Source organism: Kitasatospora sp. NPDC094016, from assembly GCF_040304045.1.
In the GTDB taxonomy this organism is placed as follows: domain Bacteria; phylum Actinomycetota; class Actinomycetes; order Streptomycetales; family Streptomycetaceae; genus Kitasatospora.
On sequence record NZ_JBEOUK010000018.1, the window covers coordinates 33,198 to 46,888 of the forward strand.

At 72.2% G+C, this 13,691-nt stretch carries 10 protein-coding genes; 9 read left to right on the plus strand and 1 reads right to left on the minus strand.

All coding sequences use genetic code 11. From position 1 onward, the window contains the following. The first annotated feature begins 460 nt into the window (after positions 1-460). The 9 genes from ABT015_RS18685 to ABT015_RS18725 all read left to right on the plus strand — a co-directional run bounded on the left by ABT015_RS18685 (position 461) and on the right by ABT015_RS18725 (position 12,074). Complete coding sequence (locus ABT015_RS18685) at positions 461-2,236, plus strand: 3-hydroxyacyl-CoA dehydrogenase family protein (RefSeq protein ID WP_350880301.1); 1,776 nt, start codon at positions 461-463, stop codon at positions 2,234-2,236. A 194-nt stretch (positions 2,237-2,430) separates the two neighbouring features. Next, positions 2,431-3,351, plus strand: a complete 921-nt coding sequence (locus ABT015_RS18690) for a TetR family transcriptional regulator (RefSeq protein WP_350880303.1) — start codon at positions 2,431-2,433, stop codon at positions 3,349-3,351. 367 nt (positions 3,352-3,718) lie between these two features. Next, positions 3,719-5,056 (plus strand): crotonyl-CoA carboxylase/reductase, encoded by a 1,338-nt coding sequence (gene ccrA, locus ABT015_RS18695; protein ID WP_350880305.1) that lies wholly within the window; start codon positions 3,719-3,721, stop codon positions 5,054-5,056. Between the two features lie 10 nt (positions 5,057-5,066). Continuing rightward, positions 5,067-7,094 (plus strand): ethylmalonyl-CoA mutase, encoded by a 2,028-nt coding sequence (locus tag ABT015_RS18700; RefSeq protein WP_350880307.1) that lies wholly within the window; start codon positions 5,067-5,069, stop codon positions 7,092-7,094. Positions 7,095-7,121: 27 nt separating this feature from the next. After that, a complete protein-coding gene (locus ABT015_RS18705) occupies positions 7,122-8,084 on the plus strand; it encodes an HpcH/HpaI aldolase/citrate lyase family protein (RefSeq protein WP_350880309.1) in 963 nt (320 codons plus the stop codon). 11 nt (positions 8,085-8,095) lie between these two features. Continuing rightward, the gene (locus tag ABT015_RS18710; RefSeq protein WP_350880311.1) at positions 8,096-8,599 is read left to right on the plus strand and encodes a MaoC family dehydratase; all 504 of its coding nucleotides are present in this window, start codon (positions 8,096-8,098) and stop codon (positions 8,597-8,599) included. A 180-nt stretch (positions 8,600-8,779) separates the two neighbouring features. Next, a complete protein-coding gene (locus ABT015_RS18715; RefSeq protein ID WP_350880313.1) occupies positions 8,780-9,982 on the plus strand; it encodes an acyl-CoA dehydrogenase family protein in 1,203 nt (400 codons plus the stop codon). A 534-nt stretch (positions 9,983-10,516) separates the two neighbouring features. Continuing rightward, complete coding sequence (locus ABT015_RS18720; RefSeq protein WP_350880315.1) at positions 10,517-11,209, plus strand: phosphatidylserine decarboxylase; 693 nt, start codon at positions 10,517-10,519, stop codon at positions 11,207-11,209. Further along, positions 11,196-12,074, plus strand: coding sequence for a CDP-alcohol phosphatidyltransferase family protein (locus ABT015_RS18725; protein ID WP_030059975.1), 879 nt, complete (start codon positions 11,196-11,198; stop codon positions 12,072-12,074). The genes ABT015_RS18720 and ABT015_RS18725 overlap by 14 nt, the downstream gene beginning before the upstream one ends. 81 nt (positions 12,075-12,155) lie before the next feature. Here ABT015_RS18725 and ABT015_RS18730 read toward each other — a convergent pair whose 3' ends face one another. Next, entirely contained in the window at positions 12,156-13,589 is a 1,434-nt protein-coding gene (locus ABT015_RS18730) for a hypothetical protein (RefSeq protein ID WP_350880317.1), read from the minus strand. Positions 13,590-13,691: the final 102 nt, after the last annotated feature.

The following is a 13,691-nucleotide window of genomic DNA, read 5'->3' on the forward strand; positions in this document are numbered from 1 at the left end:
GCCCGTTCACCCGTTCGGGTCGCCACCGGACCCCGCCCCGCCGTCCCGATGCCTTTTGTGACGCCCACACCCCTTCCTACTCGCGGGTAGCTTCGCTACAGTGGCCGGACGCACCACCGCCGGGCTACGGGAGCCGCACCGGCGGGGGCCTGCGGTCGCCGTGTCCACGGCGGGCGCGCGGTGCGTCATTCACCGGCCGGCGCCGCGGACCGCGGCGGGCCGGGTCTCCTCCCTCGTATCAGAGCCGCTTCCTTTCACCCTTGAGCGCCTGAGCACCACGGCACACCCCTCAGTTCGGCCGGAGCGGACCGGCCGCCGCGGCGGTGTGCCGGAACCCGTCATCTCCCCAGCCCCGCGCGCGGACCCTCCCCCGGCGGCGGCCGCCCCCGCCGCACGCGCGGGCGCGGCGGCCCGGCCGCCGGGGCATGCGCGGGCCCTTCAGGACTAGGAGTCAGGACAGATGGAGCGTCCCTTTTCCACGGTCGCCGTCGTCGGCCTCGGCACGATGGGTGCCGGTGTCGCGGTGGCCGTCGCCAGGAGCGGCCGCCGGGTGATCGGCATCGAGGCCACCGAGGACTCTGCCGCCCGGGCACTGGCCCGGATCGAGGAGGCGACCGCGCACGCGGTCGACCGGGAGCGGATCACCGCCGGGGAGCGCACCGCGCTGCTGGCGCTGATCTCGGTCGGCCACGAGCTGTCGGCCGCCGCCGGGGCCGGGCTGGTGATCGAGGAGGTGCCCGAGCAGCTGGAGCTGAAGCGGGAGCTCTTCGCCGAGCTGGACCGGATCTGCCCGGCTCAGACGGTGCTGGCCACCGGCACCACCGCGCTCTCGGTGACCAGGATCGCCGCCGCGACCGCCCGCCCGGAGCGGGTGCTGGGCCTGCACTTCTTCAACCCGGTGCACAGCATGAAGCTGGTCGAGGTGGTCCGCACGGTGCTGACCTCCCCGCAGGTCGCCGAGGACGCCGCCGCGTTCGCCCGGGACCTCGGCAAGGAGCCGGTGGCGGCCGGCGACCGGGCCGGCTTCGTGGTCAACGGCCTGCTGTTCGCGTACCTGAACCAGGCCGCCGCGATGTACGAGTCCAAGTACGCCTCCCGGGAGGACATCGACGCCGCGATGCGGCTCGGCTGCGGCCTGCCGATGGGCCCGCTGGCGCTGCTCGACCTGATCGGCGTGGACACCGCGCGGACCGTCCTGGAGGCGATGTACGAGCAGTCCCGGGACCGCCTGCACGCGCCCGCCCCGATCCTCGGCCAGTTGGTCGCGGCCGGGCTGCTGGGCCGCAAGTCCGGCCGCGGCTTCTACACCTACGAGGCGCCCGGCTCGTCCAGGGCCGTGGACGCGGCGACCGGCCCGGCGCGGCCCGCGGTGGCGGGCCGGGAGGTCCGCACGGTCGGCGTCTGCGGCTCGGGCACCATGGCGACCGGCATCGCCGAGGTCTTCGCCAAGGCCGGCCGCCCGGTGCTGCTGGCCGCCCGCAGCCAGGAGAAGGCCGACCGGGCCAAGGCGCAGCTGGCGAAGTCGCTGGCGCGCGCGGTCGACCGGGGCCGGCTGAGCGCGCAGGCGCGGGACGCCGCGCTGGCGCTGGTCACCCCGGTCGGCCAGTACGCCGAACTGGCCGAGGTGGACCTGGTGATCGAGGCGGTGGCCGAGGACCTGACGGTCAAGCGCGAGCTGTTCGCCACCCTGGACAAGATCGTCAGGCCGGGCGCGGTGCTCGCCACCACCACCTCCTCGCTGCCGGTGATCAGCTGCGCGACCGCCACCTCGCGGCCGCAGGACGTGATCGGCATGCACTTCTTCAACCCGGCGCCGGCCATGAAGCTGGTCGAGGTGGTCTCCACCGTGCTGACCGCGCCGGACGTCACCGCGACCGTGCTGGAGCTGACCGCCGAGGTCCGCAAGCACCCGGTGGAGTGCGGCGACCGGGCCGGCTTCATCGTCAACGCGCTGCTCTTCCCCTACCTGAACGACGCGGTGCGGATGCTCCAGGAGCACTACGCGACGGTGGACGACATCGACACCGCGATGAAGCTGGGCTGCGGCTACCCGATGGGCCCGTTCGAGCTGCTGGACGTGGTCGGCCTGGACGTCTCGCTGACCATCGAGCAGGTGCTGCACCAGGAGTTCCGCGAGCCGGGCCTGGCCGCCGCGCCGCTGCTGGAGCACCTGGTCGCCGCCGGCTGCCTGGGCCGCAAGACCGGCCGCGGCTTCCGCGACCACGCGCGCCGGTGACCACGTCAGCCGCCGGGGGCGCCGCCGCGCGTGAGGCGGCACCGCCCGGCGCCGGGTCGGGCCCCGCCAGACCGGGCTGGAGCCCGGGGACGGTGTCCGCGCGCTGGCCCAGACCGGCCGTCACCGGCCCGGTCGCACCCGTCCGTCGGGGAAGGGCCGCGGCCGAACCGCCGGGGCCGTGTAGCGTTCCGGACATGGATCGGGTTCAGTCAGCCACCCCGCAGCACTCCGCCGGACCGCGCGGCGCCGACCGGGCGGCCCCCTCGACCGGGGGCACCGGGCCGGAAGGGGGGCCGGGCAGCCGCCGGGCGGCGGCGCAGCGCCAGCAGATGCGTCAGGACCTGGCCACGGCCGCGATGGAGCTGTTCTCCTCGCAGGGCTACGAGGAGACCACGGTCGACCAGATCGCGGCCGCCGCCGGGGTGGCCCGGCGGACCTTCTTCCGGTACTTCCGGTCGAAGGAGGAGGCGATCTTCCCGGACCACGACGACACCCTCGTCCGGGTGGCCGACCTGCTGGCCAGCGCCGAGCCGGAGGAGCACCCGCTGGACGTGGTCTGCCGGGGCATCAAGGAGGTGCTGCGGATGTACGCCTCGACCCCCGGGGTGTCGGTCGCGCGGTACCAGCTGATCCGTCAGGTCCCGGCGCTGCGCGAGCGGGAGATCGCCGTGGTGGCCCGGTACGAGCGGCTGTTCACCCGGTACCTGCTGGGCCGCTTCGACACCGGGGAGTCCATCCCGTCGGGCTGGCAGCGCGGCGGCGAGGACGACTCGATGCTGGCCGAGGTGTCGGCGGCGGCGGTCGTCGCGGCGCACAACCACGTGCTGCGGCGCTGGCTGCGGGCCGGCGGGCGCGGGGACGTGGAGGCGCAGCTGGACCACTCCTTCGAGGTGATCCGGCGGACCTTCTGGGCCGCCAGCACGCCGGGTGCCAGACGCCGCGGCTCCCTGGTGGCACCGGGTGCCAATGGGGCTCCCGGTGACGTGCTGGCCGAGAGCGCACTGAGTGCCAGCCCTGGAGGTGAGGTGCTCATCACAGTCGCCCGGACGGACGCTCCGCTGGACGTGGTGGTGGACAGCATCCGGGCCGCGCTGAGTGGCGCCAGGGAGTCCTGAGCCCGCTATCCAGCCAGGTCAGAGCGATATCGAGGGCCCGCGTCGAGCAGTCGACGCGGGCCCTTTGGGCACCCCCCGCAGCGCGTTCGAGGGCCGCTCCAGCGCGCCGGAATTCGTGACACCCGGTGTCTTTACGCATGGCACAGGGTGCCACTACCTTGTTACTCACCAGTCGCGGCGCCGCGGCTCCCCACCTCGGCGCGCCGCCGTCCGGCGTTCCCACACCCCGGGAGCAGTGCGCGTTCGGCCCGGTCCACCCCGGGCGCCCAGCCCGACCACCCACCACCCACCTCAGCGAAGCCGGTGTCCGCTCCCGGCTACCCCAGACGCCCTGTGCCCTCACACAGGTACGCCTTCGGAGGCAGCCATGCAGGAAATCCTCGACGCGATCCTCAGCAACGACGCCACGTCGGAGGACTTCGCCGCCGTCAAGCTTCCCGAGTCCTACCGGGCGGTGACGCTCCACAAGGACGAGGAGCAGCTGTTCGCGGGCCTCGACAGCCGCGACAAGGACCCCCGCAAGTCCCTTCACCTCGACGAGGTCGCCCTGCCCGAGCTGGGCCCCGGCGAGGCCCTGGTCGCCGTCATGGCCAGCGCGGTGAACTACAACACCGTCTGGAGCTCGATCTTCGAGCCGGTCTCCACCTTCTCCTTCCTGGAGCGCTACGGCCGGCTGTCGCCGCTCACCAGGCGCCACGACCTGCCGTACCACATCCTCGGCTCCGACCTCGCGGGCGTGGTGCTGCGCACCGGCGCCGGCGTCAACGCCTGGAAGCCCGGCGACGAGGTCGTCGCGCACTGCCTCTCCGTCGAGCTGGAGTCCCCGGACGGCCACAACGACACGATGATGGACCCGGAGCAGCGCATCTGGGGCTTCGAGACCAACTTCGGCGGGCTGGCCCAGATCGCGCTGGTGAAGACCAACCAGCTGCTGCCCAAGCCCAAGCACCTCACCTGGGAGGAGGCCGCCTCCCCCGGCCTGGTCAACTCCACCGCGTACCGCCAGCTGGTCTCGCGCAACGGCGCCGGCATGAAGCAGGGCGACAACGTGCTGATCTGGGGCGCCAGCGGCGGCCTCGGCTCGTACGCCACCCAGTACGCGCTGGCCGGCGGCGCCACCCCGATCTGCGTGGTCTCCAACGACCAGAAGGCCGACATCTGCCGCGCCATGGGCGCCGAGGCCATCATCGACCGCTCCGCCGAGGGCTACCGGTTCTGGAAGGACGAGCACACCCAGGACCCGCGCGAGTGGAAGCGCCTGGGCGCGAAGATCCGCGAGTTCACCGGCGGCGAGGACGTCGACATCGTCTTCGAGCACCCGGGCCGGGAGACCTTCGGCGCCTCGGTGTACGTCACCCGCAAGGGCGGCACCATCGTCACCTGCGCCTCCACCTCCGGCTTCATGCACCAGTACGACAACCGCTACCTGTGGATGTCGCTCAAGCGCATCGTCGGCTCGCACTTCGCCAACTACCGCGAGGCCTTCGAGGCCAACCGCCTGATCGCCAAGGGCAGGATCCACCCGACCCTGTCCAAGGTCTACTCCCTGGAGGAGACCGGCCAGGCCGCCCTCGACGTGCACCACAACAAGCACCAGGGCAAGGTCGGCGTGCTCTGCCTGGCGCCGGAAGAAGGCCTGGGCGTGCGCGACCACGCGCTGCGCGAGCGGCACCTGCCGGCGATCAACCGCTTCCGGAACGTCTGAGGCCCATCCGATGACCGATCAGCACGAGCGCGACCGCCCCTGGCTGATGCGCACCTACGCCGGGCACTCCACCGCGAGCGACTCCAACGCCCTCTACCGGCGGAACCTGGCGAAGGGCCAGACGGGCCTCTCCGTCGCCTTCGACCTGCCGACCCAGACCGGCTACGACTCCGACCACCTCCTCGCCCGCGGCGAGGTGGGCCGGGTCGGCGTCCCGGTCGGCCACGTCGGCGACATGCGCACCCTGTTCGACGGCATCCCGCTCGAACAGACCAACACCTCCATGACGATCAACGCCACCGCGATGTGGCTGCTGGCGCTCTACCAGGTGGTCGCCGAGGAGCAGGGCGCCGACATCGCCAAGCTCACCGGCACCACCCAGAACGACATCGTCAAGGAGTACCTCTCGCGCGGGACGCACGTCTTCCCGCCCGGCCCCTCGGTGCGCCTGATCACCGACATGATCGCCTACACCGTCGGCAGCATCCCCAAGTGGAACCCGATCAACATCTGCAGCTACCACTTGCAAGAGGCCGGGGCCACGCCCGTCCAGGAGATCGCCTACGCGATGTGCACCGCCATCTCGGTGCTCGACGCCGTCCGCGACTCCGGCCAGGTGCCGGCCGAGCGGATGGGCGAGGTGGTCGCCCGGATCTCCTTCTTCGTCAACGCCGGCGTGCGCTTCGTCGAGGAGATGTGCAAGATGCGCGCCTTCGCCCAGCTGTGGGAGAAGGTCACGCTGGAGCGCTACGGCGTCCAGGACCCGAAGCGGCGCCGCTTCCGCTACGGCGTCCAGGTCAACTCGCTCGGCCTGACCGAGGCCCAGCCGGAGAACAACGTCCAGCGGATCGTCCTGGAGATGCTGGCCGTCACCCTCTCCAAGGACGCCCGCGCCCGCGCCGTCCAGCTGCCCGCCTGGAACGAGGCGCTGGGCCTGCCCCGGCCCTGGGACCAGCAGTGGTCGCTGCGGATCCAGCAGGTGCTGGCCTACGAGTCGGACCTGCTGGAGTACGGCGACCTCTTCAACGGCTCCGAGGTGGTCGAGGCCAAGACCGCCGACCTGCTGGCCGGCGCCGAGGCGGAGATCGCCAAGGTGCTGGCCATGGGCGGGGTGATCCCGGCCGTCGAGTCCGGCTACCTGAAGTCCAACCTGGTCTCCTCGCACGCCGCCCGGCGGGCCCGGATCGAGTCCGGCGAGGACAAGATCGTCGGCGTCAACTGCTTCGACACCACCGAGGAGAGCCCGCTCACGGCCGACCTCGACACCGCCATCATGGTCGTCGACCCGGCCTCCGAGCAGTCCGTGCTCGCCGCCCTGGAGGCCTGGCGCGGACAGCGCGACGAGGCCGCCGTCCAGACCGCGCTGGCCGAGCTCAAGGCCACCGCGGCCACCGACGCCAACCTGGTGCCGGCCACGCTCGCCTGTGCCCGGGCCGGCGTCACCACCGGCGAGTGGGCCTTCGCCCTGCGTGAGGTCTTCGGCGAGTACCGCGCGCCCACCGGCGTCGGCGGCGCCCCCGTCGCGGTGGCCGCCGAACCCGGCGGGGAACTGGCCGCGGTGCGCGCCGCCGTCGCCGCCACCGCCGAGGAGCTGGGCTCCGGCAAGCTGCGCCTGCTGGTCGGCAAGCCCGGCCTGGACGGGCACTCCAACGGTGCCGAGCAGATCGCCGTCCGGGCCCGCGACGCCGGGTTCGAGGTGGTCTACCAGGGCATCCGGCTGACCCCCGAGCAGATCGTCTCCGCCGCCGTCGCGGAGGACGTGCACTGCGTGGGTCTGTCGATCCTCTCCGGCGCCCACTGCGAGCTGGTACCCGACGTCCTGCGGCGGCTGCGCCGGGCCGGGGTGCAGGATGTCCCGGTGATCGTGGGTGGCATCATCCCGGCAGCGGACGGCGAGGCCCTCAAGGCCTCCGGCGTCGCCGCCGTGTTCACCCCGAAGGACTTCGGCATCACCACCATCATCGGCCGGATCGTGGACGAGATCCGGCTCGCCAACAAGCTCCAGCCCTGGACGCCCGCACCCGCGCCCACCAGCTGACCACTGGGAAGGAACCGACCCACCCTCATGTCAACCGTCAACCGTCTTCGCCCGCGCCGCTCCTGCCTCGCCGTGCCCGGCAGCAACCCGCGCTTCCTGGAGAAGGCCCAGGGCCTCCCCGCCGACCAGGTCTTCCTCGACCTGGAGGACGCCTGCGCCCCCCTCGTCAAGGAGAGCGCCCGCCACCACATCGTCGACGCGCTCAACAACGGCGACTGGGGCGGCAAGACCCGCGTCGTCCGGGTCAACGACTGGACCACCCACTGGACCTACCGCGACGTGATCACCGTCGTCGAGGGCGCCGGCCCCAACCTCGACTGCATCATGCTGCCCAAGGTCCAGGACGCCGAACAGGTCAAGGCGCTCGACCTGCTGCTCACCCAGATCGAGAAGACCATGGGCTTCGAGGTCGGCCGGATCGGCATCGAGGCGCAGATCGAGAACGCCAAGGGCCTGGTCAACGTCGACGCCATCGCCGAGGCCTCGCCCCGGCTGGAGACCATCATCTTCGGCCCCGCCGACTTCATGGCCTCCATCAACATGAAGTCCCTGGTGGTCGGCGAGCAGCCGGCCGGCTACCCGGCCGACGCCTACCACTACATCCTGATGCGCATCCTGATGGCCGCCCGCGCCAACGACCTCCAGGCGATCGACGGCCCGTACCTGCAGATCCGCAACCAGGAGGGCTACCGCGAGGTCGCCCAGCGCGCCGCCGCCCTCGGCTTCGACGGCAAGTGGGTGCTCCACCCCGACCAGGTCGGCGCCGCGAACGAGATCTTCTCGCCCTCCCAGGAGGACTACGACCACGCCGAGCTGATCCTCGACGCCTACGACTGGTGCACCTCCGAGGCGGGCGGCGCCAAGGGCTCCGCGATGCTCGGCGACGAGATGATCGACGAGGCCAGCCGCAAGATGGCCCTGGTCATCGCCGGCAAGGGCCGGGCCGCCGGACTGGAGCGCACCACCAAGTTCGAGATCCCGGAAAGCTGAGGCCCGACGCGATGCAGTTCGGACGCACCTACGAGGAGTTCGAGGTCGGCGCGGTCTACAAGCACTGGCCCGGCAAGACCGTCACCGAGTACGACGACCACCTCTTCTGCCTGCTCACCATGAACCACCACCCGCTCCACCTGGACACCAACTACGCCGAGCGGACGACGGACTTCGGCAGGAACGTGGTGGTGGGCAACTACGTCTACTCGCTGCTGCTGGGCATGTCCGTCCCGGACGTCTCCGGCAAGGCCATCGCCAACCTGGAGATCGAGTCGCTGCGGCACGTCGCGCCGACCTTCCACGGCGACACCCTCTACGGCGAGACCACCGTCCTCGACAAGTGGCCGTCCAAGTCCAAGGACGACCGCGGCATCGTGTACGTCGAGACCAAGGGGTACAAGCAGGACGGCACGGTCGTCTGCGTCTTCCGCCGCAAGGTGATGGTGCCGACCGAGACGTACGTCAAGGAGCGCGGCGGCGAGCAGCCCGGCCGTCCCACTCCCCTTTCCTAGGACCCCTTTCCTAGGGCCCGTTTCCCAGGACCCGGAATTCCCTGAGACCCCGGAGGGGCAGGCCGCCGTCATCGGCCGACCCCCACCCGGAACGGGGGCCCTGCTGCCGCAGCCACGCCGGCAGGGCCCCCGGCAATCCCCCCCCCCCCCGCCCCCCTTTGAACCTTTCGGAGCCGCACGATGGGACGCCTGGCACAGACCGACGGCCTCACCGAGATCCAGCGGGACATCCTCGCCACCGTGCGGGATTTCGTCGACAAGGAGATCATTCCGGTCGCGACCGAGCTGGAACACAAGGACGAGTACCCGACCGCCATCGTCGAGGGGATGAAGCAGCTCGGCCTCTTCGGCCTCACCATCCCCGAGGAGTACGGCGGCCTCGGCGAGTCGCTGCTCACCTACGCCCTGGTGGTCGAGGAGATCGCCCGCGGCTGGATGAGCGTGTCCGGCATCGTCAACACCCACTTCATCGTGGCGCACATGATCAACGCCCACGGCACCCAGGAGCAGAAGGACCACTTCCTGCCGAAGATGGCCGCCGGGGAAATCCGCGGCGCGTTCTCGATGTCCGAGCCCGGCCTCGGCTCCGACGTTTCGGCCATCTCCACCAAGGGCGTCAAGGACGGGGAATTCTACGTCCTCAACGGCCAGAAGATGTGGCTCACCAACGGCGGCACCTCCACCCTCGTCGCGGTCCTGTGCAAGACCGACGAGGGCGCCGGCACCCCGTACAAGAACATGACCACCTTCCTGATCGAGAAGACCCCAGGATTCGGCCCGAACCCGACCGTCCCCGGCCTCACCGTGCCCGGGAAGATCGAGAAGATGGGCTACAAGGGCGTCGACACCACCGAACTGGTCCTCCAGGACGTCCGGATCCCGGCCGACCGGATCCTCGGCGGCGTCCCCGGCCGCGGCTTCTACCAGATGATGGACGGCGTCGAGGTCGGCCGCGTCAACGTCGCCGCCCGCGGCTGCGGCGTCGCCCGCCGCGCCTTCGAACTCGGCATCTCCTACGCCCAGCAGCGCTCCACCTTCGGCAAGAAGATCGCCGAGCACCAGGCCATCCAGTTCAAGCTCGCCGAGATGGCCACCAAGGTCGAGGCCGCCCACCAGATGATGGTCATGGCCGCCCGCAAGAAGGACGGCGGCGAGCGCAACGACCTGGAGGCCGGCATGGCCAAGTACCTCGCCTCCGAGTACTGCAAGGAGGTCGTCGAGGACGCCTTCCGCATCCACGGCGGCTACGGCTTCTCCAAGGAGTACGAGATCGAGCGGCTCTACCGCGAGGCCCCGATGCTGCTCATCGGTGAAGGAACTGCGGAGATCCAGAAGATGATCGTCGGACGCCGGCTCCTGGAGGAGTACCGGATCGCGGAGTGAGCACCGGGTCACCCCGGCTCGACGAGCGGCCCCCCGGGCGCTCCGGGCCGGCTGGACGACCCCTTCCGAACCGCCGGTCGACGGGCGTGCGGGCCCGTCCCGGCCCCCCGCCGTGCCATCACGGCCCCGGCCTGGTCCGCCTGGGTCCGGCACGGCCCTCCGGAAGCGGCCGCAGGGCGTACAGCTGCGGCGACACGCCCCGCGGCCGCTTCCGCACACCCTCGGCAGGCCGTGCCCCGCACCCCCGGCGGACCGCGAACGGCCCGTTCCGCCCACCGGGTTCCGCCGACAGGCCTGTTGAGACAAGTGTCACCAGCCCCGTCCGGTCCCTTGGGAACCGGACCGGGGCGAGCTACGGTCGTAGAGGTGGGACGCGCACACGCGCTTCCACCGGACACGTGAACGAGCAGGCGGGTTGCCCACCCACCGTGTGCTCCCGATAGCATCCACCGGGACAGCAAGCCGTCCCTCTATTACCCGATCCCGCGGTGGCCCCCGTCCAGCGGCCATGATCCCCCGCGACAAAGGTCTTCGATGCCCATCAGCCCGTCCCCTCACTCCTCCGTCACGGACCGCGATGCCCTCGCAGCCACGGCGGCCGGTCGGCGACCCCGCGTGACCATCGCGCGCGGAGCCACCCCCTGGTTCGTCCCCACCCTCGCCACGGCCGCCGTGACCACCGCCCTCACCCGGCGCAGCGGCAAGTGGGCCCTGGCAGCGGTACCCGCCTGTGCGCTCAGCGCGGGCATGCTGTGGTTCTTCCGCGACCCCGAGCGTGAGATCGGCGCGGGCAGAGTGATCTCCCCCGCCGACGGCGTGGTGCAGAGCATCGACGCCTGGCCGGACGGCCGCACCCGGGTCGCGATCTTCATGAGCCCGCTCAACGTCCACGTCAACCGCGCGCCCCTGCCCGGCACGGTGACGTCGGTCGAGCACGTCGCGGGCGGCTTCGTCCCCGCGTTCAACAAGGACAGCGACCAGAACGAGCGGGTCGTCTGGCACTTCGACACCGAGCTCGGCGACATCGAGATGGTGCAGATCGCGGGGGCCGTGGCCCGTCGCATCGTGCCGTACGTCGCCGCCGGTACCAAGGTCGAGCAGGGCGACCGGATCGGTCTGATCCGGTTCGGCTCCCGGGTCGACACCTACCTGCCGGCCGGCGTCGAGGTCGGCGTCGAGGTCGGCCAGAAGACCACAGCCGGGGTGACGCGCCTTGACCGTGACTGATCCTGAGACAATCGTCGGCCTGGACGACGAGGAGACGGCCCTGCGCCGTCGCCGCTGGGCGCGCGACCGCGAGCTGCGCGCCCCGCGCTCTCCCCAGCACCTGTCCACCGCCGACTTCCTGACCCTGGGGAACGCCGTCTGCGGCTTCCTGGCGATCTACTCGATCACCACCGGGGTCCTCGTCCCGCACATCACCAACCCGGACGCCGCACCCGACCGGCACAGCGCCGCCACCGCGGTCACGCTGCTGCTCATCGGCTCCATGTGCGACCTCTTCGACGGGCTGGTGGCGCGCAAGCTCCGCTCCTCCGCCCTCGGAGCGGAACTGGACAACCTGGCCGACCTGATCAGCTTCGGCATCGCGCCGGCCTACTTCGTCGCCGTCTGGGGCATGGTCTCGCAGGGCTCCAACAGCAAGCTCTCGGCGCTCATCGCGATCACCGTCCTGCTCGCGGTCGTCCTGCGGCTCGCCCGCTTCTCCGCCGTCAAGATGCGACCCGGGGTGTTCCAGGGCATGCCCTGCCCGATGGGCGCGATGACGGTCATCGCCATCGTGCTGCTCGACCCGCCGTTCCTGCCCGGTCTGCTCGCCATCTTCGGCGCCGCGTACCTCATGGTCAGCCGGATCGAGTACCCCAAGCCCCAGGGGCTGCTGGCCACCGCCACGCTGTGCTGGATCGTCGTCTCGATCGGCTGCCTCGCGGCCTGGGCGACCGGCCTGCCCGGCGGCGACGCGCTGATGCACGTCGGCGCCTTCGCCCAGATCACGCTCGCCGCGATGGCCCCGCTGCTGGTCATCCGGCGCAAGGTCGGACAGAAGGTCGGCGACGTCCGCGCCAGGCGGGCGGAGTCCCGCCTCGGCTAGTCGTTCCCGTACGCGAGAGGGGCCCGGATCCAGTCGGATCCGGGCCCCTCTTCGTCGTACTCGCCCTTCGGCCGGACAGGCCTAGGCGCCGCCGGTGTGCACGCTGAACGCCGAGCGGCGGGCCGCCCGCGCCACGCCCGGATCCGGGTGCACGCCCGAGACCGCCGTCAGCACCGAGGCCGCCCGCGGGTGCCCCGACTGCCGGGCCCGGGCGAACAACCGCACCGGATCGCCCGCCGCGGCGCCCTCGACGTGGCCCACCAGCAGCTCCGTCTCCCCGTGGTCCAGCACCGCCGCCGCCGTGTCCACCCACAGCCAGGCCGCGTCCTCCGCCCCCAGCACGTCCGCCGGCGAAACGCCCTCGTCGGACCGCTCCGCCAGCCACAGCAGCGCGTACGGGCGCAGCACCGGCTCGTCCACCGACGCCCGCACCGCCTGCTCGGCCGGGCCGCCGGCCACCCGCAGCGCCTCGAAGGCCAGCCCGCGCACCAGCGCGTCGTCCCCCTGCGCCGCGTCCAGCAGCTCCGCCACCGCCCGATCGGCCGGACGGGCCGCCACCCAGGCGCGGAACTCGGCCCGTGCCGGGCCCGGCGAGTAGTCCGCGCAGGCGTTCAGCAGCTCGAAGGCGCTCTGCTCGATGTGCCCGGCCGCGGTCTGCGCGACCGTGCAGATCTCCTCCAGCTTCGCCCGCACCGCCCAGTGGCCCAGCGGCGACAGCTCGGCGGCCTCGTCCCTGCGGACCACGGCCCCGACGGCCGCCAGGCCGTCCAGCATCCAGTCCAGGACCGCGGCCACGTCCGCCGGCGACGGCGGGGTGTCGATCTGCGGCTCCCGGCACGTGCCACGGACCGCCGAGACCGCCGAGGCGGCGTGCGGCACGGGCGACAGGCCCGAACCGTCCGCGCCACCCACCCGGCGCTCGTCCAGCCCCCGGCGCAGCAGCTCCAGCAGTTCGCCGTCCGACACCGGACCGGCCACCAGGTGCAGGAACGACAGCAGCTGCGGCGCCTGGTCCACCGCCTGGCCGGCCAGCACCGCGAACACGCCCCGCAGGGCGGCGGGCGGCACCGGGGCGAGCAGCGTCCAGGCGTCGAACAGTGCCGACCAGCCGCGGACCACCGCCTCGTCGTCGTGCTCCCAGGCGTGCAGGCGCCAACCCGGGACCGCACCGCCGTCCCTGGCCTCCACCAGGCCGACCAGCAGTGCCTGCCCCCACGCCTTGGCGGCGGCGCCGACCGTCATGGCCAGCGCCCGACCCGCCGCACGGGCGTCGTCGGGCAGCAGCTCGCCCCGCTTGTCGACCTCTTCCAGGTCCCCCGCCCAGCGGGCGATCCGGACGGCGTCCACCAGCATCCGGCGGGCCAGCGGCGCCAGCTCGGCCGGCGCGGGGAAGCCCTCCGGTACGGGAACCCTCCCCCGACCGGGCGCCGCAGCGGGCCCTCGTCGGCGGGGTACCCCGGCCCCGCCCGGCTTGCCGGCGGCGGGCCGGTGGGCCGTACCGGGGAGACGGGTCACCGTCGCACCAGTACCGATCGTCGGAGGGAGCGGGGCATCACGGTCGCGCGGATTCCGAGACGTCACGTCGAGCAGTCTTCCCCTTGTACCGGCCTTCTGTCA